Raw genomic sequence first — 26,235 nt, forward strand, 5'->3', positions numbered from 1 at the left:
GGATGCATGAACTACTATCAGAAATAGTGTCACGAATAAACCGGTGCCGAGCAGAGTGTTTTTGGTTGAGAATAAACGGCGAACAACGGTGAGTACTAAAACAATGGCTATCCCAATTAGTAAGCCTGGTACGGGTAGTCCTAAGAGATTCATTGTAAGGTTCCTAAATCTTCGCGGCGATTCCTAGGCTCGAGAATAACGTTATCTTGGGCCGTGCCGGGGGCAGTTGTCTGTGTTGCAGGTTCAACTTCGTCTGGTTCGCTGGTGAGAATTGCGTCGCTTGTAAGTGTACTGTCTCCAGACGGGGGCGTCGACACTTCTCCTGTGGTGGGGTTTTCGATGTTGGGGGTGTTGCTGGTTTTGGGGCTGCCGCCAGCTGTCTCTAGGTTGCGCTCGTAGGCGTATGCTGCTTCGAGTTCCTCTGCGGACATTTTCTTGAGCTCTACCGGCTTCTGTTTTCCTAACTGCTCTTGGTCGGTCTCACGCCTGCTTCTGATTTTTCCTGAGGTTCTGTCTTTCTTAATTGAGAAGTTATCCTCGGTAAGATAAATGGTGCTTGAACTAGAGATTTTTCGGTTGATGTTGCTGCTGAAGGTCTTCCAGGCGCTTGCCGCGATAGTGTACTCATTAAATGGGCCAAGGTAGCTTGCGCCACCGACTGGCCCCCAGGCGCGAACGTGCAACCATAGATCTCTATTGCCATCATCTTTATGGTCTTCGAAGGTGAAAGTGATGGTCCGGCCGGCGCCTTCGGGGTGCCCTGGCAAAGAGATGAAGCTGAAACCATCATCAGATATTTCAGAAACTCTAATCGGGGCATCGAGCCCTACCTGTGTTTGTAGGTTGCAGCGGGCGCCCACTGCAAGCACATCTGGGCAACCAGAAAAGGTGAAATACTTGTTGAAATTATGGGTGATCTCTCGGTTGGCTGCTTGAGGAGTCCACATTCCACCTTGTTGCTCAAAAACTCGGTGGAATTGCTCGTAATTTCCCCAAGAGTCACCCGGAGATTTTGGAAGACTCCGATTGTTTTTCCAGACCCATTGGATTGACCCGTTCTGGAAATTTTGCTGCACGGCATCGCCTGATACAAAGGATTCCTCGCTGATCGGGTATCCAAAACTGCTTTTTTCCCAACCTATCGCCTTCCAGTATTCCCGGATGTTGCCTTTGATTTTCTGCGATCCGGTGCTTGGGGACCAGTAAATTGATCCGTTCTGAAAGTGGTTGTATCGGCCAATCTTGTCGGGTGTCGTGCCTTCGTCAGTCACTGGGTATCCCAACTCGCTACGTTCCCATCCGTCGATCGCCCACCTGTCGCGAATTTTTCCCTGAATGAGATGCGCATCTGTCGCCGGGGACCAGTAAATTGATCCGTTCTCGAAGTGGTTGTAACGACCGTAGCGGTTGAGCGTTGGATTTTCATCGGTTGTTGGATACCCAAGGTGCCCGCGTTCCCAGCCATAATCACGCCATTTGTCTCGGATTCTTCCGCCAACCTGATGGGCTACACCAGCGGAGACTTGGGGGTGCCAGTATATTGAGGAATTCTTTTCGAAGACTTGGAACTTGCCGCCGCGGGCTGCATCTCGCTCGGGTGTGGTTGCATTGCCGAAGGTGTGGTGGCCGCCGAGACGCTTGTAGGTCTCGAGAATTCTTCCCATAACGAGTTGACCGTGCCATTCATCGGCTGATGCGTTCGTTATCTGGGGAAGGGGGGTGAGCAGGCCAAGTGCTATTGAGAAGGATAGAAGTTTGCGCGGGATAGATCTCGTGAATCTTTGGTTTCCCTTAGAGATTTTTCTCATAAATCAAACAGTAGGTGCGGCAAAGGTAAGTCTCAATGTGTTTTACCTCTCAATTATTTTTCATGTAAATATTTTTCCAGGCTGATGAGTGTCGAGCGGTGGCAGGTGGCGGCGCTGACGGCTCAGAAGTCCTGGGATTCGGGCAGGATCTGACCGCCGTCGATGACGATTCCCTGGCCGGTGATGTAGCGAGCGCCGTCGCTGGCGAGGAATGCGACCGCCTCACCGATGTCCTCAGGGGTGCCCAGGAATCCGAGGGGTACGGACGACGTCATTGCGTCTAGATAGTCTTTGCCCATGGCTTCAAGCCCTGGTGTGAGCACGTTGCCCGGCAGTACGGCGTTGACGGTGATCCCCTTGGATGCCAGTTCGATGGCTGCGCTGCGAACAAAGCCCATCTGTGCTGCTTTGGTGGCTCCATAGTGTGACCATTGCGGGTAGCCGGTGTAATTGCCGGTGATGGAAGAGGTCACGATGACGCGGCCGGAGCCGGAGGCTTCCAGCAAGGGTGCGGCTGCTTGGACCATGTGGATGGTGCCTTTGACATTGACGTCGAAGATGAGGTCGATGTCTTCGTCTGTCATGTCGGCGATTGTGGCTTGGGGGTAGATGCCTGCGTTGCTCGCCAGAATGTCGAGCGTGTCGAGGGAGGCAATGAGTTTCTGGCAGGCGTCGCGGTCGCGGACGTCTAGAACGTGGGCGGGAAATTCGGCTGCGTCACATTCTTCTTGGGTGAGCCCGGTAACGATGACGTTGGCGCCGTGGGCGGCGAGGGCCCGGGCGATGCCCGCGCCAATTCCTAGCGTTCCGCCGGTTACAAGTGCTGTTTTTCCTTGGAGTGTGGTCATGCCACCAGTCTAAGAGGGATGCACCCATCTGGGGGCTTTTGTACATGTGGGTGAAAAGCATTGTGTGCAGATCGCCGGTGTGGCGGTGTGGCGCCTTTGTTCGCGACGTCAATAATGAAGCCTGAACTTACGTGATTCTCACAACAAGGAGGCCCTTATGGCGTCTGGCACACAAACGCTGAAGAACTACATCAACAACGAATACGTTGCTGCCCAGGGCGAAGGAACCCTCGAGCTCCAAAGCCCTGTCACCGAAGAGGTCATCGCGATCTCCCCGATTTCCAACGAGGCAGATGTCAACGCGGCGGTCGCCGCAGCCAAGGAAGCATTCAAGACATGGCGCCGCACCACCCCCTCTGAGCGCCAAGCCTGCTTGCTGAAGCTTGCTGACGCACTCGAAGGGCACGGCCGCGAGATCGCAGAGATCCAGTCCCGCGAGACCGGCCAGCTGATCGCCATGGTCGAATCCGAAGAATGCGGTGTTGGCGCTGACCAGCTGCGTTTCTTCGCTGGCGCGGCACGTGTCCTCAACGGACTGTCCCAGGGCGAGTACATGGAGGGCCACACCTCCTCCATCCGCCGCGAGCCCATCGGCGTGATCGGCCAGGTCACCCCGTGGAACTACCCGCTGATGATGGCCATCTGGAAGCTCGGCCCCGCACTGGCCGCTGGCAACACGGTCGTGATCAAGCCTTCCGACACCACCCCCAGCTCCACCCTGAAGTTCGTCGAGCTTATCGGCGAGATCTTCCCCAAGGGCGTCGTCAATGTTGTCCTGGGCGATGCGTCCACTGGTGCGACGTTGGTTGCGCATCCTGACGTCGCGATGGTTGCGATCACCGGTTCCGTTCCGGCTGGCCGCGCGGTCGGCAAGTCCGCTGGTGAAAACTTGAAGCGCTCCCACCTGGAGCTGGGCGGTAAGGCACCCGTGGTTGTGTTTGAAGACGCTGACCTGCAGGCTGCTGCCGAGGGTATTGCTGCGGCGGGCTTCTTCAATGGTGGCCAGGACTGCACCGCAGCTACTCGCGTGCTCGTGCAGGATTCTGTGCAGGAGGAGTTCACCAAGCTGCTCGTGGCAGAAGCCGAGAAGCTTCGCCCGGGTGCACCGGATGATGAGGATGCCTTCTACGGTGCGTTGAACAACGCCCGTCACTTCGCGAAGGTCATCGAAATCCTCGAGAACCTTCCTGATTACGCGACGATCGCCACCGGTGGCAAGCGCGTTGGCGACAAGGGCTTCTTCCTTGCCCCGACCATCATCACTGGTCTGAAGCAGTCCGACCGTCCGATCCAGGAAGAGTCCTTCGGCCCCATTTTGACGGTGCAGCCTTTCGCTGATGCTGACCAGGCCCTCGAGTACTCCAACGATGTTTCTTACGGCTTGGCCTCCAGCGTGTGGACCAACAACCACAAGATCGCGGAGCGCTTCAGCCGCGAGCTCGAGTTCGGCTGCGTCTGGATCAACTGCCACATCCCGCTGGTTGGCGAGATGCCGCACGGTGGCTTCAAGGACTCCGGCTACGGCAAGGACCTGTCGATGTTCGGGTTCGAAGAGTACACCCGCATCAAGCACGTCATGAGCGCCCACTAAGCCACACCCCCACCAAACAGTTTGAAGGAGAAAAACATGTCTGTTGAACGCACTGTAGATGTCGCCATTATTGGTGCCGGCCCGTGTGGCTTGTCCGCCGCCCGCAAGTTGAAGGCCGCTGGTAAGTCTTTCGTGGTCGTTGAGGCCCGAGACCGCGTCGGTGGCCGTACCCGCTCCGACGTCATGGATGGTGCTTGGTACGAGATCGGTGGCCAGTGGGTCTCCCCGGATCAGACCGAGCTGATCGCCCTTATCAAGGAACTAGGCCTTGAGACCTTCCAGCGCTACCGTGAGGGCGACTCCATCTACCTCGGTATGGACGGAGAGGTGAAGCGCTACACCGGAGAGATCTTCCCCTGCGCGCCCGAGACGCAGGCCGAGATGGAGCGACTCATCGAGGTCATGGACGGCATTGTCGCGGAGCTCGACCCGGCCGCACCCTGGGAGCACCCCCGCGCTAAGGAATGGGATTCCATCAGCTTTAAGCAGTGGCTGAAGGAGCAGAGTGACGACGAAGAGGCCCGCAAGAACATCGGCCTGTTCATCGCTGGCGGCATGCTCACCAAGCCCGATCACGCATTCTCCGCGCTGCAGGCCTTCCACATGGCTGCCTCTGCTGGCAGCTTTACCAACCTGGTGGACGAGGACTTCATCCTGGACGCCCGCGTCGTCGGCGGCATGCAGTCGGTATCGCTGAAGATGGCTGAGGAAATCGGCGAGGACAACATCATCTTGTCCTCCCCGGTCCGCACCCTCGAGTACACCGACGAAGGCGTGACTTTGCATGCGGATAATGACGTCGTGGTGCGCGCGCAGTACTGCATCCTTGCGGTTCCGCCGAACCTCTACAACCGCATTTCTTACGTGCCGGAACTGCCCCGCACCCAGCACATCATGCACCAGCACCAGTCCATGGGCCTGGTGATCAAGGTTCACGCAACCTACGCAACCCCCTTCTGGCGTGACAAGGGCCTGTCCGGCACCTGCTTCTCCTCCAACCACTTGGTTCAGGAGATTTACGACAACACCAACCATGGTGACGAGCGCGGCACCCTCGTCGGCTTCGTCGTCGACGAGAAGGCAGAAGAAATGTTCGCCCTGCCGGAGGAGGAGCGGAAGCGCACCATCCTTGATGCTATGGCCAAGATGCTGGGCGAGGAGACCCTCAACCCCGAGTCCTTCTACCTGTCCGACTGGGGTGCAGAAGAGTGGACTCGCGGCGCCTACGCGTGCTCCTACGATCTGGGTGGTTTGGCTCGCTGGGGCAAGTTCAACACTGTCCCGGTCGGCCCGATCCACTTCGCATGCTCCGACATCGCGGGCGAGGGTTACCAGCACGTGGATGGTGCGGTGCGTATGGGCCACAAGGTCTCCGGCGAGCTCATTGAGCGTCTGGGAGGATAGGCCATGAGGTGCATCGTCGGCTACGAGGCAACCCCTCAGGGGCTTGATTCCCTCAACCTTGGTATCGAGATGGCCAAGACTTTCGGCTACGACCTGGAGATTGTGTTGGTGCTGCGCCGGCACGATGTTTTCAGTGCTGAATACCCACCCATCGGTGGGGTCGCGGACATCCTGGTCACCCAGGCGTTCAAGTGGTTGGAAGGCGCTCTCGCGCGAGTACCGGAAGGTATTAACGCGCGTGGTCATGTTTTTTCCGGCACCAGCACTGCTGACGGTTTGCTGCGTGCTCGTGAAGAACTAGGCGCCCGGATCATCGTGGTTGGCGGTGCGTCGTCTTCGCCGCTCAAGCGGCACAAGCTGGGCACGGTTGCGCACGACCTGTTGTTCGGTTGCCCAGTGCCGGTTGCTTTGGCCCCTCGCGGTTACACCCCGCACCCGGTGGCGCGGATCAACTGTGCCGTGGGTACCCGCCCCGGTTCTGGTTCTCTGGTCAGCGAAGGTCTGCTGCTGGCAGGTGCCGCCGACCTTCCCCTGCGCCTAGTGGCACTGGTTGGCGAAGAGGACAACGGGGATGTCCTGGCCCGCACCCAGAGCGTGCTGGATGAGGCTCGCGCCGGGCTTAATGACGTCGCGGAGGCTGCTGCCGCAAGCGACATGGATGCCGCAGAAGCGCGACGTCAACAAGTAGAAGTCGACATTGCAATCGGCAAGTCGAGCGACGTCAACCATGCAATTGAGAATGTCGGTTGGGACGACGGAGATATTTTGTTCGTTGGTTCCTCCCGCATTGAGCAGAAGTCCAGTGTGTTTGCGGGCAGCGTCGCGATGCGTATCTTGCGCTTCCTGACGGTGCCGCTTGTGGTGGTTCCGCGTGGATACGATGCACGAAAGAGGTGGCTGAAGTGAGTGATGTAGAAATTGCAAGCAAAGGCCTCTCTGAAGGCAAAGTGGGGATGTTCTCCGCGGCGATTATCGGCATCAGCTGTATCGCCCCGGCTTACACCCTGTCTGGTGCGCTCGGCCCGACCGCGAGTGCGGTAGGCGACCACCTGCCGGCGATCCTGCTGGTGGGTTTCGTGCCGATGCTTCTTGTGGCTATCGGGTACAAGGAGCTCAACGCGTCGATGCCGGACTCCGGCACAACCTTTACATGGGCTACGCGCGCGTTCGGCCCGGTGCTCGGTTGGCTCGGTGGTTGGGGCTTGCTGGCGGCGACCATTCTGGTGCTGTCGAACTTGGCAGGTATCGCGGTGGACTTCTTCTACCTGATGCTGTCCCAGATTATGCACAAGCCAGAAATCGCGGAGCTTACGCGCAATGTGCCGATTAACGTCGCCACCTGTTTTGTGTTCGTGGTGATCGCCGCACTGATTTCCTACCGCGGGTTGGACACCACCAAGTCCGTGCAGTACGCCCTAGTGGGCTTCCAATTCGCTGTGCTCATTCTGTTCAGCTGCATGGCCTTGTGGAAGGCCCACAATGGCCAAGCGTGGGATGTAATGGAGTTCAGCTGGGAATGGTTCAACCCCCTGGGCGTCGGTAGCTTCTCGGCTTTCGCCGCGGGTGTCGCCCTATCGGTGTTCATTTATTGGGGTTGGGACGTTGTCCTCACCATGAGTGAGGAAACCGAAGGTTCCAGCTCCACCCCTGGCAAGGCTGCCACGCTGACCATTTTGATCATTGTGGTGCTCTACCAGTTGATTGCTGTCGCAACACTGAGCTACGCCGGTGTGGGCGACGGGCAGTATGGCCTGGGCAATCAGGCTATTCAGGAAAACATCTTCGGTGAGCTCGCCACCCCGATCATGGGTGGCCTTGCAATCCTGATGTCCCTTGCAGTCCTGGGGTCGTCCGCGGCGTCATTGCAGTCCACTTTCATTGGTCCTGCACGCACCATGCTGGCGATGGGCTTCTATGGGGCCCTGCCGAAGAAGTTCGCCAACATTTCGCCGAAGTTCCAGACCCCTGGTTTTGCGACCTTCGTGGCTGCGGTGGTGGCCTTCGCGTTCTACGCGGTGATGCGTGTGATCAGTGAGGCAGTCCTGTGGGACACCATTACCGCACTGGGCATGATGGTGTGCTTCTACTACGGCATGACTGCTTTCGCCTGCGTGTGGTACTTCCGTAAAGAATGGTTCTCCAGCGTTGGGAGCTTCTTCGCGAAGTTCCTGTCACCGCTTGTTGGTGGAGCGTTGCTGCTGACCTTCTTCTTTCAGACGTCGTATGACGCGATGGACCCAAGCTATGGTTCCGGTTCCGAGATTTTCGGAGTGGGCCTGGTGTTCATGCTCGGCGTGACGCTGTTCGCTCTGGGTGCTATTTCCATGGCGTTGACGTGGTGGAAGAACCCAGCCTTCTTCCGCGGTCAAACCTTGACGCGTGGTTTGCCCAGTGACAAGATGATTACCGTCGATGAGGTTCTCAAGCTCGACTAAGAGCACAAAAATAAACAGTGGGTGCCCCTGATGTTCTCAGGGGCACCCACTGTTTTTGTGTGGAGTGCTGTGTTTTTACAGGCGGCTGAGGTCGGCTTCCATCGGATCGACCTTGGGGGCCTTGGTGACGAGCTTGTGTCCCCACCATAGTGCGAGGAACAGGGGGAGTCCGACGTAGGCGGAGATGAGGGTTCCGAGGTCGATGTTGCCGGTGTAGACCTCGAGGTTTTGGCCTGCGACGATGAAGGCGCACATCAACAGTGCGACGATGGGGCCGAGGGGGAAGAAGATGGCCTTGAAGGGCAGCTCGTCGACGCTGTGTCCTTGCGCTAGGAATGCGCGCCGGAACTTGTAGTGGCACCAGGCGATGCCCATCCAGGTGATGAAGCCTGCGAGGCCGGAGGCATTGATTAGCCACGTGTAGGCGGCACCGTCACCGATGAGAGAGGAAATGAAGCACAGGGCGCCGATGGCTGTGGTGGCGATGAGCGCTGGAATGGGGACGCCGCGGGAGTTCAGCTTGGAGAAAAGCTTAGGGGCCTGGCCGCTTTCGGCCAGAGCGTAGAGCATGCGGGTCGACGCGTAGAGTCCGGAGTTGCCTGCCGACAGGATGGAGGTGAGGATGACGGCATTCATGATGGCTGCGGCTGCGAGCACACCAGCGTTGTCGAAGACGAGGGTGAAGGGGGCCACGGCGATGTTGTCTTCCGCCGAGTCCAGCAGTCGGGGGTCGGTGAAGGGGATGAGGAAGCCGATGACGGCGATGGCGCCGATGTAGAACAGCAGGATGCGGATGAAGACGGTACGAATGGCCTTGGGGACGTTACGGTCGGGGTCTTCTGCTTCACCAGCGGCGACGGCGACGAGCTCGGTGCCTTGGAAGGAAAAACCCGCGATCATGAAGACGCCAAGGACGCCCGCGGCGCCGTTGACGAAGGGGGCAGATTGCTTACCGTTGGACAGGGTCCAGTTGCTGAAGCCGGGGGAGGGGCCGCCGAGGATGCCGAAGATCATCAGGACGCCAAGGATAAGGAAGAAAATAACGACCGCGACTTTGATGAGCGCAAACCAAAATTCGCCTTCGCCGTAGGCGCGGGCGGACAGGGCATTGAGTCCGAAGAGGATGGCTAGGAATATCGCTGACCATATCCAGCCGGGTGTGTTGGGTGCCCAGTACTTCATGACCAGGGCGGCGGCCGCGAGTTCAGCGGCGACTGTGATCGCCCAGTTGTACCAATAATTCCAGCCGATGGCGAAGCCGAAGCTGGGGGAGACGAAGCGTCGGGCGTATTCCCCGAAGCTGCCGGCCAGCGGAATGTAGGTAGCCATTTCGCCGAGGGATTGCATCAGCAGGAAGACCATGAACCCGATGAGTGCGTAAGCCAGGAGTGCGCCGCCGGGGCCTGCGTTGGCGACGGTGGCGCCGGAGGCGACGAAGAGGCCCGTGCCGATGGAACCGCCGATGGCGATCATGTACATGTGCCGGGCTTTGAGGGAGCGGCGAAGTTGCTGCGCCTCGGGGCGTGAAGAGCTCATTATGTACCTTAAATCTTCTTAAATTCAGTGACTTGCTTAGTTAACCCTGCAGCTGTGCTTTTGCGCAACCCAAAAATCATTGAACGTGCACCTCAATACCCCCGTTAGTTCACTCAGTGTTCATGTTGGCCGTCAACAATAGCGGCAGGGTCGTGTGTGGCCCACCTTGTTCGAGCACGTTGGTTTGAATAGACACAGGAAGACACAATCGATGACTTCCGTACAACGGGAAAATGACTGGCCGTGGCACCTAGCGTTTGGTGCGCTGCTGGCTGTCACTGTGGTGACGTTTGGCCTGTGGGCTACAGGTTATGTTGGGCAATCTGCCCACTACGCGGTGTTGTCCGTGACGATTACTTTTGGCTTGTTTATGGCCTTCAACATTGGGGGAAATGACGTCGCGAACTCCTTCGCCGCAATCCTGGATGTGCTGAGCACTGGAGAAATCAACGCGAAAGCAGCGGTTCCTGCGAGCTCATGCTTGCCGCTGGGCTGTGGTTTATCGGCCCTAAGGTGATTATGACGGTTGGCTCGGGCTTGATGAAGATGCACCCGGCCTCTGGATTCGCAGCAGAGCTCTCTGAAGTTGGTGTGGTTATGATCGCATCTCTGCTGGGCCTGCCAGTGTCGTCCACGCACATTCTCATTGGTGCGATCCTGGGGGTGGGTATTGTCAACAAAGCCGCCAACTGGTCACTGATGAAGCCCATCGCATTGGCGTGGGTTATTACAGTGCCGGCGGCGGCCTTGGTTGGATCGGTGGGCGTACTAGCCCTTCAAGCGGTGTTCGGCTAGCGCTTGCAGGTGTTGATGCCGAACAGCGTGTAGAGGGGGCAGAAGCCAGCAACGGCCGTCACTGCCATGATGGCTGCGACAACCCAGAGGACGATAGATAGTGCACCGGAGGTGAGCACCGCGCCGATTGCTGCGGCGACGGCGACGACTCCACGGACGATACGGTCGGTGTTGTTCTCGTTTTTCTTCATGCCCCCACCTTAATTGACATGTCACTTAAAACGTTAGTTGAGGGTGCTGTCATCGCCCCCGAATGTTTACTCCATCACTATCGGCTGATGAGGGTGGTAGAGAAGTTGAATCAATCCCCGGCTATGTGCTTAAATTTTCGGGTTGCTTGTGGTTGTGCGCTTTTCCGGGCGTGAACAAGCTCAACGACAAACATAGACCGCGCGCGTCAGTTCGGAAATCTGCCGCGCATGACACCAGGTCAGGAGACCCATAGTGATTCAGCAAGAATCGCGTCTGCGGGTTGCCGATAACACCGGTGCACGAGAAATCCTGTGCATCCGCGTCCTCGGCGGCTCCACCCGACGCTTCGCTGGCATCGGTGACGTCATCGTCGCCACCGTCAAGGAAGCCACCCCCGGCGGCAACGTCAAGGCTGGCGAAATCGTAAAGGCCGTTATCGTTCGCGCCACCAAGGAAACCCGTCGTCCCGACGGCTCCTACATCCGCTTCGACGAGAACGCAGCCGTCATCATCAAGAACGACAACGAGCCCAAGGGCACCCGCATCTTCGGCCCCGTTGCTCGTGAGCTTCGCGACAAGAAGTTCATGAAGATCGTTTCCCTGGCACCGGAGGTAATCTAATGAAGATCCACAAGGGCGACAACGTCCTCGTCATCTCCGGCCCCGATAAGGGCGTCAAGGGCAAGGTCATCCAGGCTTTCCCGAAGACCGAAAAGGTCCTCGTCGAAGGCGTTAACCGCATCAAGAAGCACGTTGCTAACTCCGCACCCGAGCGTGGCGCAGAGTCCGGTGGCATCGTTACCCAGGAAGCTCCCATCCACGTCTCCAACGTGATGGTTCTTGACTCCGACGGCAACCCCACCCGCGTTGGCTACCGCGTAGATGAGAACGGCAAGCGCGTTCGCATCTCCCGCAAGAACGGGAAGGATATCTAATCATGAGCGAGAACTACACTCCGCGTCTGAAGGCACGCTACCGTGCTGATATCCGCACCAAGCTCGGCGAAGAGTTCGGCTACGACAACGTCATGCAGATCCCCGGCGTCACCAAGGTTGTCGTCAACATGGGTGTCGGCGAGGCTGCTCGTGACTCCAAGCTGATCAACGGCGCACTCGAAGACCTCACCCTGATCACCGGTCAGAAGCCTGAGCTCCGTCGCGCTAAGAAGTCCATCGCTAACTTCAAGCTCCGCGAAGGCATGCCGATCGGCGCACGCGTCACCCTGCGTGGCGACCGCATGTGGGAATTCCTCGACCGTCTTCTGACTGTCGCTCTTCCCCGTATTCGTGACTTCCGCGGTCTGTCCGACCAGCAGTTCGATGGCCACGGTAACTACACCTTCGGCCTGACCGAGCAGACCATGTTCTACGAAATCGACGTTGACAAGATCGACCGCCCCCGCGGTATGGACATCACCGTCGTCACCACTGCCACCAATGATGATGAAGGCCGCGCGCTTCTCCGCGAGCTGGGCTTCCCCTTCAAGAAGGCAAACTCTTAAGCTTTAAAAGCTTCAAATGCAAAAACCCGCTTCGGCGGGTTTTTGCATTCCGGGGGGGAGGTTGGGTGGAGTGGTCTATACTGGGCCGCAGCCACACTATCTATTAGGGGAGACTTTCGTGAGTGAAGAGGACGCAACCGAATCCGGTTCGAGCAGCAAAAAGGTCATCGCAGTTATCGCGGCGGTGGTGCTATTACTGCTTGGGGCGACGGGCGCTGCAGCATATTTCATGATCAACAAGTCCAACAGTCAGGCGGATGCTCCGAAGGTCTTGACCGTCACCACGCAGGATATCGAAAACACCATCCCGGTTAGCGGCACAATTGACGCCGCGAAATCCGTAAAGGTCTACACGAAGATCACCGGCCCGGTCCAGCAGGTCAATGTTGAAGCCGGACAGCGGGTTAATGAAGGCCAGCTGCTCGCGGTGTTGGATGTCAGCCAGCAGGAGCGCGAGCTGCGCACCCAAAAGGCGCAGGAAGCTAACGCCCTAATTGAGGCGATGACGGCCGTCGAAAATGCCCAAGAGGACTACAACGACTACGCCCAATTGCTGGATCAGGGGATGTCGCCTGAACTCACGAGCGCACAGGCAGCCGCGCGCAGCGCCGACAATGCTTATGACGTTGCTCAGCGTGAATTCGATCTGGTGCGTAGCCGCACGGATGCTGGCCGTAACCCCGACCTCGTTTCCCGCGAGCAAGCCATCGAGTCCGCCCGCTCCGGATTGTTTAGTGCTTCCCTTGGCCTGGCCCGTACTGGCGTGAACCTCTCCAACAACGCCCCGATCGGCGAGACCCCCGACCAGTCGATCTCTGATGAGGCAGCCCAGGCAGCCAACGGCATCATCGGCGCACTCGACCAAGTCAATAGCTGGAATGACGCCCATCGCGCGCTCAACGAGCAGCAGCAGGCCTACAATGATGCGCTCGCCCGGGTGGACCTGGACCTTTACAAGCAGCAAAAAGCTGTCGCGGAAGCCTTCGAGGTGAAACGCGAAGCCAACACCAACCTTGAGGTCGCACGTTTCAACGTCAACAAGACCCTTAAAGACAAGCAGCGCGCCCTCAACCAAGCTGAGCGCCAGGCCAATGCCACGCGCACCGTTCAAGGTAACGGAACCGAAGCTCTCGAGCTCGACATCAACGACAAGGATGTGTACGCACCCTTCAGCGGTCTCGTGACCACCGTCGAGGCAGAGCAGGGCAAGCCTGCCGCGGGTGCGCTGCTCACCGTGGTCGACGACTCCAAGCTACTGATCCGCGCGGTCCTCAAAGAAGCGGACATCCCGAAGATCAAGCCTGGGCAGGAAGTCACCTTTACTACCCCCGCCACCGGCTACGAGCGCTACACCGGCAAGGTCAAGAGCGTCTCCAGCGTCGCCCAGGCAGCCGTTCAGACCACAGGCGACAAGAACGCGTCGGTCGCTCAACCCAACCCTGGTGACTCCAAGCCGGACTTCCCCGTCGTCATCGAAGTCACCGGCAAAAAGGACGGCCTGCTAATCGGCGGAAACGCCAAGATGCAGATCGTGGCACAGAAGGAAACCGGAGTCATCTCCGTTCCCCGCGACGTCATTTTTGATGGAGACGAAAAAGAGCAGCGCTCCGTCCTGGTTGCTGTCCCTAAGGGCGAGGGCAGCGACGAATACACCATCGAAAAGCGCGACGTGAAGGTTTCCAAGAAGATGGATTTTGACGTCGTTATTTCCTCAGGTCTGAAGGAAGGCGACAAGGTCCTCACTGATCCCGGTAGCTACCGCGACAAAGTAGGCGAGACCGTCACCCTCAAGGAAGACAATGAGTAACGACGTCGACCTGCTGCTAGCGCTGCGCGGGGTGACGAAAACATTCAACCCGGGAACCCCGAGCGAACTGACGGTGATCCCCGGGCTCGATATGGATGTCGCGCGCGGAGAATTCGTGTCCGTCGTGGGTGCCTCCGGTTGCGGAAAGTCAACGCTGATGAACATCATCGGCCTGTTGGACAAGCCAACCACCGGCGGATACTGGTTTAACGGCGTCAACATGCTGGAACTTCACGACAATGAGCTTGCCCATTACCGCAGTGAAAACATTGGATTCGTCTTCCAGAACTTCAGCCTGATCGGCCGCATCAGCGCACAAAAGAATGTCGAGCTGCCCATGATGTACGCAGGCATGGGGCGTAAAGAACGCGCCGACCGTGCCCGCGAACTGCTTGACATGGTCGGCATGGGTGACAGGCTTGGACACCAGCCCAACCAATTGTCGGGTGGGCAGAAGCAGCGCGTTGCCATCGCCCGGGCGCTCGCCAACAACCCAGACTTGTTACTGGCGGACGAGCCCACCGGTGCACTCGACTCCTCCACCGGCCGTCTGGTGATGGACCTGTTCCACGATCTCAACCAGACGCACGGTAAAACCATCGTCTTCATTACCCACAACCCCGAACTCGCGGACGAAACCGAACGAGTCATCACGATGATCGACGGTCGCGTCGACAACGCCACACTCCTGGGGGCGCAATGAAACTCGGCGAAGCATTTTTGATGGCCCTCGGCAGCCTGAAACGCAACGGGCTGCGATCCTTGCTGACGTTGCTGGGCGTCATCATCGGTATTGCGGCAGTGATCACCATCCTCACCCTGGGTGCTGCGGCAAGCCAGAAAATGATAAACTCCATCAACAGCATTGGCGGCAGTGACTTCCAAGTGGCTGTGGAGGCGCGGCCCAAAGAAGGCCAGGGCGATAACGAGGGTAACCCGAACACTAACTTCTACATGGATTCGGCCACTATTCCCGATAGCAGCCGCATCACGCCCGAGATGGTGGACAAGCTGCGGCTGCGTTTCGGCGATGACCTCTACGGCGTCACGGTCGCTGGATTCGGTGGCTTCAGTGGCCAGGCGGTCGATCCCAACGCATTTGATGCATTGTCGGCCGACCCGATCGACCTGTCGGTGACAGGCGTTGGTCCCGATTACTTCAAGATGAACGACAAGCATGTCGAGTTTGGTCGCGAAATCACGCAGGAAGACATCGACTCAGAGGCGAACGTCACCGTCATCTCTCATGAGGTTTTCACGAAGATGTATGACAGCGACCCACAGCGTGCACTGGGCTCCAGCATTCAATTCGATGGCCCCTTCGGCACCGAATTGTTCACCGTTGTTGGCGTGACCGCGGGCTCGTCCGGCGGCATGTTCAGCTTCGACTTCGACGAGCTTTTCGCCCCTTACACGGTGGTGAATAAGTACAAAAATGAGGCCAACGCTTGGCCCTCCATTGGTGTTCGCCCAGCACCGGGTGTAGATTCGGAGGAATTTGGCAAGAAGCTGCAGCGCTTCTTCGATGCCATGTATGAGGATGACGCCGCGGCGCAGGTAAAGGTTCGCGACAGCAAATCGGAACTGCAAACGTTGCAGAAAATCCTGACCATGATCAGCGTGGTGATTTCTTCCATTGCAGGTATCTCACTGTTGGTGGGCGGCATTGGCATCATGAACATCATGCTCGTGACAGTTACCGAGCGCACGAGCGAGATCGGTATCCGCAAGGCCGTTGGTGCAACCACCCGCGACATTCGTGTCCAATTTGTGGTCGAAGCCATGATTATCTGCCTCATGGGTGGGATCATCGGCATCATCATCGGCACGGTGTTTGGTGTTGGCGGCGCGATGGTGATGAAGGAGTTCGTCCTGCCACCCGTGTGGGGCATTATCGCATCCTTGTTGATTTCGCTGCTCATTGGTGTGTTCTTTGGCTTCTATCCGGCAAACAAAGCCGCCAAGCTCAACCCCATCGATGCGCTGCGCCACGAGTAGGCCAGCACCTCACAAGGGGGGTAGAGGCCTTGACCTTTCTCACTGGGTTGCGTTGAATCGATAACCGTGACTACTTTTTCCCGCACGAAGCTCACCGCAAAGCTTGCCACTGCACTTGGGGCAGTGGCACTAGTGACCGCTGGCTGTTCAGTATGCTCACCCACCGGTGGTGCTCCCGTAGGTGGAGCCGCCTCTGGTGGGGCAGGAGGGGGTGTGGACACCGACCGCGCAGTGGTCGCCATGGTCAGCCATGGCGCGCCCGGTGACACCTTCTGGGACCTCGTGCGCAAGGGGGCCGAGGACGCAGCCAAGAAAGACAACATCGAACTGCGCTACTCGTCTGACCCTCAGGCACCCAACCAAGCCAACCTGGTGCAGTCGGCTATTGACTCCGGTGTCGACGGCATCGCGGTCACCCTGCCTAACGCCCAAGCTATTGGGCCTGCAGCCAAAGCCGCAGTTGATGCGGGCATCCCTGTCGTCGGGCTTAACGCTGGCATGAATGACTACCAAGACTATGGTCTCACCGGATTCTTCGGCCAAGACGAAAAAGTTGCCGGCACGCTCGCAGGCGAACGCCTCAAAGAAGAAGGCGCCAAAAAAGTACTCTGCGTCATTCACGAACAAGGCAACTCCTCCCAAGAAGCGCGCTGCCAGGGCGTCAAAGACGGTGCCGGCGCGAATGTTGAAAACCTGTACGTTAACGGTCAAGACCTGACCAGCGTGACGTCAACAATCCAAGCGAAGCTGGCACAGGATCCCAGCGTGGATTACGTCATGAGCTTGGTCGCCCCCGTCGGTCTGGCTGCGGTGAACTCCGTGAAGGACGCAGGCTCCCAAGCCAAGGTCGCTACCTTCGACACCAACGCTGAACTCGTAGAGGCCATCAAGGACGGGCGCATCCGCTTTGCTGTCGACCAGCAGCCCTACGTCCAGGGCTACATGGCTGTCGATTCCTTGTGGCTGGCGATGCGCAACGGCTCTACGATCGGCGGTGGACGTCCGGTCTACACTGGTCCGGCATTCGTCGATAAGGGCAACGTGGACAAGATCGAAGAAGCCGCGAAGGCCGGACTGCGATGAGCGAAGCACTCCGACGCTACAAAGCGCAGCGCCACCCCGCGCCCGAATCCGCCCCGGTTGCACCCGTGACCAAAGACGGACGGGCGAAAGAACGCACCCTGTGGGGCCGCATCATCCGGCGCCCCGAACTCGCGTCCTTTCTCGGCGCGGTACTGATCTTCGCTCTGTTCATGGTGGTTGCCCCGCCGTTCAGGAGCTTGGACGCTATGGCCACCGTGCTGTACGCATCCTCCACCATGGGCATCATGGCTCTGGCAGTGGGCATGCTGATGATCGGTGACGAGTTCGACCTGTCCAGCGGCGTGGCGGTGACCTCCACGGCGTTGGCAGCGTCAATGATTAACTACAACGGCCACTTCAACTCGTGGGTTGGCGTGGTGCTGTCCCTCTTTTTCGCCCTGGGTATCGGTGCCTTCAATGGCTTCCTCGTGACCCGGACGGGTATCCCTAGCTTCCTGATTACCCTGTCTGCGTTCCTATCACTGCAGGGTCTGAACTTGGCTATCACCAAGATGGTCGCAGGTACTGTCGCGACCCCCACCATCGCCGACATGGCCGGTTTTGATACCGCGCACAAGGTGTTCGCATCTTCCTTCCACATCGGGTCGGTGTCGATCAAGGTCACCATCTTGTGGTGGGTCCTGTTTGTCGCCATCGCGAGTTTTGTTCTGTACAAGACCCGCTTTGGTAACTGGGTGTTCGCCGTCGGTGGCGACAAAAACGCCGCGCACGCCGTCGGTGTGCCCGTCAACCGCGTGAAGATTTACCTGTTCATGTTCGTCGGGTTTGCTGCGTGGTTTGTCGGTATGCACAACCTCTTCGCCTTCGACTCCATCCAGGCAGGCCAGGGCGTGGGCAATGAGTTCCTCTACATCATTGCCGCAGTCATCGGAGGTTGCGCGCTGACCGGTGGTAAAGGGACCGCAGTGGGTACCGCTATCGGCGCCCTCATTTTTGGCATGACCAACCAAGGTATCGTCTACGCCGGTTGGAACCCCGACTGGTTCAAGTTCTTCCTTGGCGCCATGCTGCTGTTCGCAGTCCTCACCAACAACGCTGTGTCCGCAGTGACGGAGAAACGCTAATGAGCACACCCAACACCACAACTAATGCTGTAAGCGACGAACAGCCGATCGTGTGCCTGCGCGGCGTCGACAAATCCTACGGCCACTTCGACGCCCTCAGCGATATCAACTTGGAGATTTACCCCGGCACCGTCACCTGCATCCTGGGTGACAACGGTGCGGGCAAATCAACTCTCATTAAGATTTTGTCCGGCCTGCACCGCGCTACACGCGGAGACGTGCTGGTCGATGGCAAAGAACAGATCTTCAAAAACCCCGCGGATGCTTTGAAAGCCGGCATCGCGACCGTGTATCAGGATCTCGCCGTGGTTCCCACCATGCCTGTGTGGCGCAACTTCTTCCTCGGACAAGAACTGGTCAGCCAACCATTCGGTCGACTGAAGATCAATGAAATGCGACAGATCTGCCGCGAGCAGCTCGGTGGTCTAGGCATCGACATCCCTGACATCGACGTGCAGATCCGCCACCTGTCCGGCGGACAGCGGCAGGTTGTGGCGATTTCGCGCGCGATCTACTTCGGCGCCCGCGTCGTCATTCTAGATGAGCCGACCGCCGCGCTCGGTGTGAAGCAGTCCGGGATGGTGCTGAAGTTCGTGGGGGAGGCGCGCGAGCGGGGCATCGCCGTCGTGCTGATCACCCACAACCCGCACCATGCGCATCTGGTGGGCGACCAGTTCAGCATCCTGAAGCTTGGGCGCCAGGTATTGTCCGCGCCCCGTGACGAGGTCACCCTCGAGGAGCTCACCCAGCAGATGGCCGGTGGTGGCGAGCTAGAGGCTCTAGAACACGAGCTGCACCGCTAAGGTCTTATCGTGTCTGCCCACTCTTGTGCGGTGCGGATGTATCCCGCGGCGTCGAAGGTAGGGGAGATAGCTTTCTGCAGGATAAACCCCTGGTCGGTACCGGTCATCGCCGGCCGCATGACCGGCACCGCAGCCGTAGACGCCGACGGTTCTGTGCGCGTGATTGGCTAATTAGGGGAGCGCGGCTAGCCGGGGTGCCGATCTAGCCGGGTCGCGGGCTAGCTGTAGCGCTCCTCCACACGACGTGAAGCCTGACGCCCCGGGTGCTTGGCGGTTGCTGCCGGGTGTCCCATCGCTACAACCAAACCAATGGCACGATCCTCTCGGCCGCCCAGGCCGATGATCTCCTTCACCTTCTCCTCATCCCAACCCGTCGTCGGACTGGTCGCCAACCCCTCCGCACTCGCCGCAACGAGGGCAAAACCCGCGGCAAGCATTGCATCCTTCAACGCATTCTCGCGCAAGGCTGCAGGTGAAGCAGCAGCCTTGATCTTCTCGACACTCGCAAGATAATCCGCAGGCAGGATCTCCGCGGCGTCATCAGGTACAGCCTCCGCGCGCGCAACGAACACAAGCACAGTATCCGCCGCCGCAAACTGGGGCTGTTGGGAGGAATCCGTCAACGCCTGCTTAACCTCCGGATCCCGCACCACCACGACGTCACGAAGCTGCAGGTTAAACGCACTCGGCGCTTCGAGGGCCGCGCTCACCACGCGGTCGAGGACCTCCTGGGTGATCGGCTCCGTCGTGTACTCGCGGATAGCGCGGCGATTATTGATGGCGGTGTAAACATCGGTAGACAAAGGTTCCTCCAGGATCATGGGATTGTGACCTTTCATGCAACGCACGCGCCGCCGGAATATTCCTTGTGCCGTCGGGTGGTTGGCTGTGGTGGGTGCCAAAATGTGTGCAACTTGGTCTGTTGGCGCTGCGTTTTCCCAGGTCGTGTTTTTGGGAGGGGGCAAAATGCACACATTTTGGGTGGGTGGGCACCTCACCATCTATTTCCCCAGGTCGCCTAGAAAAGGTGGCCGCCCCACCCAATATTTATGCATACCCACCTCATCAGGTAGCCCCATCACCCCCGCGAAAGGCAGCGTGCCCCCAAAGCGCCCCGCGGCGTCATTAATTAAAGCCAGGGCGCGCGCGAAAACGCCGCAGGCACTTGCGGCAACAAGCCCCGATGTCCTAAGATTGCCCGTTGGACTTGTGTGCCCAGCGCACATGCCCAATTTAAACGTAAACTCCTACTTTGTTGTAGGCCCCTCGCCCAACGGCGTCCGCCCCCTTTTGTTGGCAGCGAGCTTGACCGCTACTGAGCGACTCAAGCGATAAGTGGCCCGTGAAAAGGCGATAACGCCGGGTGAGAAGGAACCGCAACGAGAAAGGCATCAAGGTCGTCTTATGACCATGACTGATCCCATTGCCGACATGCTGTCGCGCGTGCGCAACGCAAACAATGCGTACCACGACACCGTGTCCATGCCCTCCTCCAAGCTGAAGGTCAACATCGCCTCCATCTTGAAGTCCGAAGGCTACATCGCTGATTACACCGTCGAAGACGCCAAGGTCGGCAAGACCCTGACTCTCGAGCTGAAGTACGGCCGTAACCGCGAACGCTCCATCTCTGGCCTACGCCGCGTCTCCAAGCCGGGTCTGCGCGTGTACGCCAAGTCCACCAACCTGCCGAAGGTTCTCGGCGGCCTGGGCGTGGCTATCATTTCCACCTCCCAGGGTCTGCTGACCGACCGTCAGGCTACCGAGAAGGGCGTAGGCGGAGAAGTTCTCGCCTACGTCTGGTAAGGGAGGATTGAGATAAATGTCGCGTATCGGTAAGAACCCCATCGCAATCCCCAGCGGAGTTGAAATCAAGCTCGACGGCCAGCACGTCGAGGTCAAGGGCCCCAAGGGTACCTTGAGCCAGGACATCCCCGCCCCGATCGTCGTCGCACAGCAGGACAACGAAATCGTTGTCACCCGCCCCGACGACAACCGCAAGAACCGTGCACTCCACGGTCTGTCGCGCTCGCTGATCAACAACATGGTTGTTGGTGTCACCGAGGGCTACACCATCAAGATGGAAATCTTCGGTGTCGGTTACCGTGTCCAGGCCAAGGGCTCCAACCTGGAGTTCTCCCTGGGCTACAGCCACCCCATCCTGATCGAGGCTCCGGAAGGCATCAGCTTCGCAGTTGATGGCAACACCAAGTTCTCCATCACGGGTATCGACAAGCAAAAAGTCGGCCAGATCGCAGCTATCATCCGTCGTTTGCGCAAGGATGATCCTTACAAGGGTAAGGGCATCCGCTACGAGGGTGAGCAGATCCGCCGCAAGGTCGGAAAGACGGGTAAGTAATGAGCAACACTGCAGAAAACAAGCGCCTGCCCATCGGCAAGGACATTTCCACCCGACGCCGCGTCGCTCGCGCACGCCGCCACTTCCGTATCCGCAAGAACCTGCGTGGCACCGCCGAGACCCCCCGTCTCGTCGTGCACCGCACCTCTCGCCACATGCACGTCCAGGTCATCGACGACCTGAAGGGCCACACCTTGGCCGCTGCTTCCACCATCGAAGCAGACGTGCGTGCACTCGAAGGTGACAAGAAGGCAAAGGCAGCTAAGGTTGGCCAGCTCATCGCTGAGCGCGCCAAGGCTGCTGGCATCGAAGCCATTGTCTTCGACCGTGCAGGTTACAAGTACCACGGCCGCGTTGCCGCTCTGGCTGACGCCGCACGTGAAGGTGGTCTGAAGTTCTAATGATCACCAAAAACAACAACGGAAGGACGGCGTAATGTCGGGACGTGAACAGCGTGGCGGCGGACGCTCCGCCGAAAACAACAACGACAACCGCAACGAGCGCCGCGGCCGCCGCGACGATCGTCGCAACCAGCAGCAGGACGAGCGCTCGCAGTACATCGAGCGCGTAGTCACCATCAACCGCGTTTCCAAGGTGGTTAAGGGTGGCCGTCGCTTCAGCTTCACCGCACTCGTCATCGTCGGCGACGGCGAAGGCATGGTCGGTGTCGGCTACGGTAAGGCCAAGGAAGTTCCCGCGGCTATCCAGAAGGGTGCCGAAGAGGCTCGCAAGAACTTCTTCCGCGTCCCCATGGTTGCCGGCACCATCACTCACCCGGTTCAGGGCGAAGCAGCCGCAGGCATCGTTATGATGCGCCCGGCAGCTCCCGGTACCGGTGTTATCGCCGGTGGCGCAGCCCGCCCCGTGCTTGAGTGTGCTGGTATTCAGGACATCCTGTGCAAGTCCCTCGGTTCCGACAACGCAATCAACGTTGTCCACGCAACCGTCGACGGTCTCAAGCAGCTGCAGCGCCCCGAAGAGGTCGCCGCACGCCGTGGCAAGACCCTCGAAGAGGTCGCACCGGCACGTATGCTGCGCGCACGCGCAGGTCAGGAGGCTTAAACCATGGCCCTCAAGATTACACAGCTCAAGGGCACCGTTGGTGCTAAGCAGAACCAGAAGGACTCGCTGCGCAGCCTCGGCCTCAAGCGCATTCGCCAGTCGGTCGTACGCCCCGATACCCCCGAGGTTCGCGGCATGATCAACGTCGTGCGCCACATGGTCGTCGTTGAAGAAGTAGCAGGGGAGTAGGTAAACAATGAGCGAACCGATTAAGCTCCACGATCTGCGCCCCGCAAAGGGCGCCAACAAGGCCAAGACCCGCGTTGGTCGCGGTGAAGCCTCCAAGGGTAAGACCGCTGGTCGCGGTACCAAGGGCACCAAGGCTCGCAAGCAGGTTTCCGCTGCTTTCGAGGGTGGCCAGATGCCGCTTCACATGCGTCTGCCGAAGCTGAAGGGCTTCAAGAACCCCAACAAGGTCACCTACCAGGTAGTCAACGTTGCGGACCTCGAGAAGGCCTTCCCCAACGGTGGCGACGTCACCGTTGCTGACATCGTTGCAGCAGGCCTGGCACGCAAGCGCCAGCCCGTTAAGGTCCTCGGTAACGGCGACATCAGCGTCAAGCTGAACGTCACCGCCACCAAGTTCTCGACCTCCGCTAAGGAGAAGATCGAGGCTGCCGGCGGCACCGTCACCGAAGCCAAGTAACAACGGCTTAACCACTAGCGCTCTGCTCAGCAGCCGCTAGTGAAACAGAGAAAGTGGCTCTCCCATTCGTGGGAGAGCCTCTTTTTTATGCCCACCAGATCTCGTGTGGCTGCTTGGCTGTTAAGCATGTACAGAATTCCGGCAGATTTTGAATAATCGAAATCGCGAACTGGGGAAATGCGGTCATGCAGTATAAATCTGCCGATTTTTTGTACGCGCGACCCTTGCGCTTGCTTAGCCAGCTGTCCTGAGATGCCGATTGCCCGGAAATTTTTATCCAACTTTGTGAATGCGCTACTCGGACAGGCGCGTCACGATGGGGATGTCCGGAAACTGGCACGGCACAGCGGCATAGGCGGCTGATGAGGCAGCCCCAACTGTTCATCGGCAGGCAAAGCGGACGCTCATCTACCAGTTGGAAACTGTTCCTAAAAACCCTTGAAATGCTCAAATCACTCGCCTAGCGTGGCGGGCACACGCCGTTCCAAGACATCTCCGGACGGTGGAAGTCTCTAGATTCAGAAAGGATCACCTCCATGACCCCTTCGAAGATCAAGACCACAAAATTGTTCGCCGCAGCACTCGGCGGCGGCCTCGCACTCGGAGCTTTTGTGGCTCCGATGGTCCACGCGGAAGAGTCGAGCACGGGTGTTGTCACCAGCTTCTCCAGTGAAGGCTCCAGTGACCCTGCGGAAAATCCTGACTTCGACCGCCGCACCCGAACCGTGCTGAAGTACGGTGTCACCACCGAGGCAGACATCGCTAAGTGTCAGGCTGACTGGGCGGGCAAGGAGCTGCCGGCATTAGACCGCGGCTACGATTTCCCGTGCCCGACAAGCCCAATCACCCAGGAGGATGTTGACGCCGCGAAGGCTAAGGCCGGCGTAGGTGACTTCCTGTCGCAGGTCAGGGAGTTCTTCTAGGGATTCTCTTCCTAAAACGCCTCAGCTGCCCCATTAGAGACAGTGCGTTGGGTTGATACGGGGCTGCTGCAGGCTTGTGCCTGAACTCCTTGTTGGATATGTGTACACACATTGTGGGTCGTCCTGTTAGTCGGGGCGGTCCACTTCGTGCTTCTTAACCATCCCGAGATGGTGGCCGGATATGTATCTGACGCGCGACTGCTCCGAGATTGAAATTGGGCCTTTGGACTTTCTGCGAGCCTTGTTCAACGGTTTCGTGGCGGCGATCCGCCATTACCTTCCCTAAACACTTGGCGCTGCCCGTAAGGGTAGCGGTGGGGCAGTGGCACCTTCAGGTTGGCCTGGGGGTGCCTTTGTGTGTCAATACTGCTAAAGTGGTTGAGTCTGCCGCCACGCGCCCACGGCCCGTGGCGATAACATAAGCCTAAGTTAAAAATTCCGCGATTTTCCGCGGTTGTCCAGGAGGATATGTGTCCGCCATCGTATCGGTCGTCAAGGACGCCGACCTTCGCAAGAAATTGCTTTTTACCCTTGCGATGATCGTGCTGTACCGCGTCGGCACCCAAATCCCCTCGCCTGGCGTGGATTATTCGTCCATCATGCAGGCTGTGAAAGCCGCAACCCAGGACGACACTAACGTCTACTCGCTGATTAACCTCTTCTCGGGTGGAGCGCTACTTCAGCTGTCGGTCTTTGCCATCGGTATCATGCCGTACATTACGGCGTCGATTATTGTTCAGCTGCTGACAGTGGTCATTCCTCACTTCGAGGAGTTGAAGAAGGAAGGGCAGTCCGGCCAGTCGAAGATGATGCAGTACACCCGCTACCTCACGGTGGCGTTGGCGTTGCTGCAGTCCTCCGGCATTGTGGCACTTGCTGATCGTGGCCAGCTGCTTGGCAACGGCACCAGTGTCCTCAAGGCTGATCGCACCCCGTTCGACTTGGTTCTGATGGTGCTTGTGATGACCGCCGGAGCCGTGCTGGTCATGTGGATCGGCGAGTTGATCACGGAGCGTGGCATCGGCAACGGTATGTCCTTGCTGATCTTCGCGGGTATCTGTACCCGTATGCCCAGCCAGGGTATGGGTATCTTGCGTTCCTCCGGCGGCGTCATTTTCGCAGCTGTGTTGATTGCTGTGTTCATCCTCATCGTTGGCGTGGTCTTCATTGAGCAGGGCCAGCGCCGCATCCCGGTGCAGTACGCCAAGCGTCAGGTTGGTCGCCGCCAGTACGGTGGCACCTCCACCTACTTGCCGCTGAAGGTCAACCAGGCTGGTGTGATCCCCGTGATCTTCGCGTCCTCCTTGATCTACGTGCCGGTGCTGATCACCCAGATCATCAACTCGGCTAAGCCCACCCCGCCGGATAACTGGTGGCAGCGCAACGTCGTCCAGTACCTGCAGTCCCCGGGCTCCTACCAGTACATCATTTTGTACTTCATCCTGATCATCTTCTTCTCCTACTTCTATGTGTCGGTTCAGTATGATCCGAACGAGCAGGCGGACAACATGAAGAAGTACGGCGGCTTCATCCCCGGTATCCGCCCGGGTAAGCCCACCGCCCAGTACCTGGGTAAGGTTATGAACAGGCTGTTGTTCGTTGGTGCCCTGTACCTCGGCCTCATTGCGGTTCTTCCGAACCTGATGATGGACCTCGGTGTCGGTGGTGCTTCGGCGAACGTCACCCCCTTCGGTGGTACTGCGATCCTGATTCTCGTGTCCGTCGCCTTGACCACCGTGAAGCAAATCGAAAGCCAAGTTTTGCAAAGTAACTACGAAGGATTCCTCAAATGAGACTAGTTCTGCTCGGCCCTCCCGGTGCTGGCAAAGGTACCCAGGCCGCTATCTTGACCGAGAAGCTCGGCGTGCCCCACATTTCCACCGGCGATTTGTTCCGTGCCAACATTGGCGAAGGCACCCCGCTGGGCAAGGAAGCCAAGGAATACATCGACGCCGGCAAGCTCGTCCCCACGGATGTCACCGCCCGCATGGTCGAAGACCGACTGTCGCAGGATGACGCCGCGGAAGGCTTCCTGTTGGACGGTTTCCCCCGTACTGTCGAGCAGGCCGATTTGCTGGCTGAGATGCTGGAGCGTCACGGCGTCAAACTTGATGGCGTGATCAACTACCAGGTTGATGAAGACACCGTGGTTGAGCGCATGCTTGGCCGCGGCCGTGCTGATGACAATGAAGAGACCATCCGCACCCGCCTCCAGGTGTACCGCAACGAGACCGCGCCGCTGATCGACCACTATGGCGACGCAGTTATCAGCATCAAGGCTGAGGGTAGCGTTGAGGAGATCAACGAGGCCACCCTCAAGGCTCTCGGCAAGTAGCCGTCGAGTACGCCATAACCCAAGCCC

General features: G+C 58.6%; 28 protein-coding genes and 1 pseudogene. 24 read left to right on the top strand and 5 right to left on the bottom strand.

Annotated elements, in window-relative coordinates:
* Nucleotides 1-149 precede the first annotated feature (149 nt).
* Both CARG_RS01290 and fabG read right to left on the bottom strand, forming a co-directional pair.
* Nucleotides 150-1,808, bottom strand: coding sequence for an LGFP repeat-containing protein (locus CARG_RS01290; protein ID WP_081761580.1), 1,659 nt, complete (start codon nucleotides 1,806-1,808; stop codon nucleotides 150-152).
* Between the two features lie 122 nt (nucleotides 1,809-1,930).
* A complete protein-coding gene (gene fabG / locus CARG_RS01295; RefSeq protein ID WP_020975580.1) occupies nucleotides 1,931-2,656 on the bottom strand; it encodes a 3-oxoacyl-ACP reductase FabG in 726 nt (241 codons plus the stop codon).
* Between the two features lie 157 nt (nucleotides 2,657-2,813).
* On the opposite strand from fabG, the gene CARG_RS01300 reads away from it, so the two are divergent.
* From CARG_RS01300 to CARG_RS01315, 4 genes are read left to right on the top strand one after another with little or no spacing between them, the layout of a single operon-like run.
* Nucleotides 2,814-4,247: an aminobutyraldehyde dehydrogenase gene (locus CARG_RS01300; protein WP_020975581.1), complete on the top strand. Its 1,434-nt coding sequence runs from the start codon at nucleotides 2,814-2,816 to the stop codon at nucleotides 4,245-4,247.
* A 36-nt stretch (nucleotides 4,248-4,283) separates the two neighbouring features.
* Entirely contained in the window at nucleotides 4,284-5,651 is a 1,368-nt protein-coding gene (locus tag CARG_RS01305) for a flavin monoamine oxidase family protein (RefSeq protein ID WP_020975582.1), read from the top strand.
* 3 nt (nucleotides 5,652-5,654) lie between these two features.
* The gene (locus CARG_RS01310; RefSeq protein WP_020975583.1) at nucleotides 5,655-6,557 is read left to right on the top strand and encodes a universal stress protein; all 903 of its coding nucleotides are present in this window, start codon (nucleotides 5,655-5,657) and stop codon (nucleotides 6,555-6,557) included.
* Entirely contained in the window at nucleotides 6,554-8,086 is a 1,533-nt protein-coding gene (locus CARG_RS01315; protein ID WP_020975584.1) for an APC family permease, read from the top strand. The genes CARG_RS01310 and CARG_RS01315 overlap by 4 nt, the downstream gene beginning before the upstream one ends.
* Before the next feature lie 75 nt (nucleotides 8,087-8,161).
* Here CARG_RS01315 and CARG_RS01320 read toward each other — a convergent pair whose 3' ends face one another.
* Complete coding sequence (locus CARG_RS01320) at nucleotides 8,162-9,622, bottom strand: amino acid permease (protein WP_020975585.1); 1,461 nt, start codon at nucleotides 9,620-9,622, stop codon at nucleotides 8,162-8,164.
* Nucleotides 9,623-9,995: 373 nt separating this feature from the next.
* Between CARG_RS01320 and CARG_RS09785 the strand changes: the two are divergent.
* A pseudogene (locus CARG_RS09785) lies at nucleotides 9,996-10,417 on the top strand (inorganic phosphate transporter); the annotation flags it as partial.
* On the opposite strand, the gene CARG_RS01330 reads toward CARG_RS09785, so the two are convergent.
* Nucleotides 10,414-10,608, bottom strand: a complete 195-nt coding sequence (locus CARG_RS01330; RefSeq protein ID WP_020975586.1) for a YgaP family membrane protein — start codon at nucleotides 10,606-10,608, stop codon at nucleotides 10,414-10,416. The pseudogene CARG_RS09785 and the gene CARG_RS01330 overlap by 4 nt on opposite strands.
* A gap of 253 nt (nucleotides 10,609-10,861) precedes the next feature.
* On the opposite strand from CARG_RS01330, the gene rplN reads away from it, so the two are divergent.
* From rplN to CARG_RS10145, 10 genes are all read left to right on the top strand, one after another.
* Nucleotides 10,862-11,230, top strand: coding sequence for a 50S ribosomal protein L14 (gene rplN, locus CARG_RS01335; RefSeq protein WP_020975587.1), 369 nt, complete (start codon nucleotides 10,862-10,864; stop codon nucleotides 11,228-11,230).
* On the top strand, nucleotides 11,230-11,544 hold the full coding sequence (gene rplX, locus CARG_RS01340; protein ID WP_020975588.1) for a 50S ribosomal protein L24: 315 nt from the start codon (nucleotides 11,230-11,232) through the stop codon (nucleotides 11,542-11,544). Before rplN ends, rplX begins: the two co-directional genes overlap by 1 nt.
* Before the next feature lie 2 nt (nucleotides 11,545-11,546).
* The gene (gene rplE, locus CARG_RS01345; protein WP_020975589.1) at nucleotides 11,547-12,110 is read left to right on the top strand and encodes a 50S ribosomal protein L5; all 564 of its coding nucleotides are present in this window, start codon (nucleotides 11,547-11,549) and stop codon (nucleotides 12,108-12,110) included.
* 118 nt (nucleotides 12,111-12,228) lie between these two features.
* A complete protein-coding gene (locus CARG_RS01350) occupies nucleotides 12,229-13,917 on the top strand; it encodes an HlyD family efflux transporter periplasmic adaptor subunit (RefSeq protein ID WP_020975590.1) in 1,689 nt (562 codons plus the stop codon).
* Nucleotides 13,910-14,620: an ABC transporter ATP-binding protein gene (locus tag CARG_RS01355; protein ID WP_020975591.1), complete on the top strand. Its 711-nt coding sequence runs from the start codon at nucleotides 13,910-13,912 to the stop codon at nucleotides 14,618-14,620. The genes CARG_RS01350 and CARG_RS01355 overlap by 8 nt, the downstream gene beginning before the upstream one ends.
* On the top strand, nucleotides 14,617-15,915 hold the full coding sequence (locus tag CARG_RS01360; RefSeq protein WP_020975592.1) for an ABC transporter permease: 1,299 nt from the start codon (nucleotides 14,617-14,619) through the stop codon (nucleotides 15,913-15,915). The genes CARG_RS01355 and CARG_RS01360 overlap by 4 nt, the downstream gene beginning before the upstream one ends.
* Before the next feature lie 66 nt (nucleotides 15,916-15,981).
* On the top strand, nucleotides 15,982-16,998 hold the full coding sequence (locus tag CARG_RS01365; protein WP_081761582.1) for a sugar ABC transporter substrate-binding protein: 1,017 nt from the start codon (nucleotides 15,982-15,984) through the stop codon (nucleotides 16,996-16,998).
* Nucleotides 16,995-18,083 carry an ABC transporter permease gene (locus CARG_RS01370; protein ID WP_020975594.1) on the top strand — a complete coding sequence of 363 codons (1,089 nt, stop codon included), beginning with the start codon at nucleotides 16,995-16,997 and terminating at the stop codon, nucleotides 18,081-18,083. Before CARG_RS01365 ends, CARG_RS01370 begins: the two co-directional genes overlap by 4 nt.
* Nucleotides 18,083-18,886, top strand: coding sequence for an ATP-binding cassette domain-containing protein (locus tag CARG_RS01375; RefSeq protein WP_020975595.1), 804 nt, complete (start codon nucleotides 18,083-18,085; stop codon nucleotides 18,884-18,886). The genes CARG_RS01370 and CARG_RS01375 overlap by 1 nt, the downstream gene beginning before the upstream one ends.
* Nucleotides 18,887-18,895: 9 nt before the next feature.
* On the top strand, nucleotides 18,896-19,057 hold the full coding sequence (locus tag CARG_RS10145; RefSeq protein WP_169733184.1) for a hypothetical protein: 162 nt from the start codon (nucleotides 18,896-18,898) through the stop codon (nucleotides 19,055-19,057).
* Nucleotides 19,058-19,104: 47 nt separating this feature from the next.
* Here the strand turns inward: CARG_RS10145 and CARG_RS01380 are convergent, their stop codons facing one another.
* Nucleotides 19,105-19,689: a nitroreductase family protein gene (locus tag CARG_RS01380; protein ID WP_041747246.1), complete on the bottom strand. Its 585-nt coding sequence runs from the start codon at nucleotides 19,687-19,689 to the stop codon at nucleotides 19,105-19,107.
* A gap of 601 nt (nucleotides 19,690-20,290) precedes the next feature.
* Between CARG_RS01380 and rpsH the strand changes: the two genes are divergently transcribed.
* From rpsH to CARG_RS01425, 9 genes are all read left to right on the top strand, one after another.
* A complete protein-coding gene (rpsH, locus tag CARG_RS01385; protein WP_020975597.1) occupies nucleotides 20,291-20,689 on the top strand; it encodes a 30S ribosomal protein S8 in 399 nt (132 codons plus the stop codon).
* A gap of 16 nt (nucleotides 20,690-20,705) precedes the next feature.
* Entirely contained in the window at nucleotides 20,706-21,242 is a 537-nt protein-coding gene (rplF, locus tag CARG_RS01390) for a 50S ribosomal protein L6 (protein WP_020975598.1), read from the top strand.
* Nucleotides 21,242-21,643: a 50S ribosomal protein L18 gene (gene rplR / locus CARG_RS01395; protein WP_020975599.1), complete on the top strand. Its 402-nt coding sequence runs from the start codon at nucleotides 21,242-21,244 to the stop codon at nucleotides 21,641-21,643. The genes rplF and rplR overlap by 1 nt, the downstream gene beginning before the upstream one ends.
* Nucleotides 21,644-21,677: 34 nt before the next feature.
* Nucleotides 21,678-22,304 (top strand): 30S ribosomal protein S5, encoded by a 627-nt coding sequence (rpsE, locus tag CARG_RS01400; RefSeq protein ID WP_020975600.1) that lies wholly within the window; start codon nucleotides 21,678-21,680, stop codon nucleotides 22,302-22,304.
* A 3-nt stretch (nucleotides 22,305-22,307) separates the two neighbouring features.
* The gene (gene rpmD, locus CARG_RS01405) at nucleotides 22,308-22,493 is read left to right on the top strand and encodes a 50S ribosomal protein L30 (protein WP_020975601.1); all 186 of its coding nucleotides are present in this window, start codon (nucleotides 22,308-22,310) and stop codon (nucleotides 22,491-22,493) included.
* A gap of 7 nt (nucleotides 22,494-22,500) precedes the next feature.
* Nucleotides 22,501-22,950, top strand: a complete 450-nt coding sequence (gene rplO, locus CARG_RS01410) for a 50S ribosomal protein L15 (RefSeq protein WP_020975602.1) — start codon at nucleotides 22,501-22,503, stop codon at nucleotides 22,948-22,950.
* A gap of 536 nt (nucleotides 22,951-23,486) precedes the next feature.
* On the top strand, nucleotides 23,487-23,873 hold the full coding sequence (locus CARG_RS01415) for a hypothetical protein (RefSeq protein WP_020975603.1): 387 nt from the start codon (nucleotides 23,487-23,489) through the stop codon (nucleotides 23,871-23,873).
* A gap of 470 nt (nucleotides 23,874-24,343) precedes the next feature.
* Nucleotides 24,344-25,666: a preprotein translocase subunit SecY gene (gene secY / locus CARG_RS01420; RefSeq protein ID WP_020975605.1), complete on the top strand. Its 1,323-nt coding sequence runs from the start codon at nucleotides 24,344-24,346 to the stop codon at nucleotides 25,664-25,666.
* On the top strand, nucleotides 25,663-26,208 hold the full coding sequence (locus CARG_RS01425; protein WP_020975606.1) for an adenylate kinase: 546 nt from the start codon (nucleotides 25,663-25,665) through the stop codon (nucleotides 26,206-26,208). Before secY ends, CARG_RS01425 begins: the two co-directional genes overlap by 4 nt.
* The last annotated feature ends 27 nt before the right edge of the window (nucleotides 26,209-26,235 follow it).

The organism is Corynebacterium argentoratense DSM 44202 (assembly GCF_000590555.1).
Classification (GTDB): domain Bacteria; phylum Actinomycetota; class Actinomycetes; order Mycobacteriales; family Mycobacteriaceae; genus Corynebacterium; species Corynebacterium argentoratense.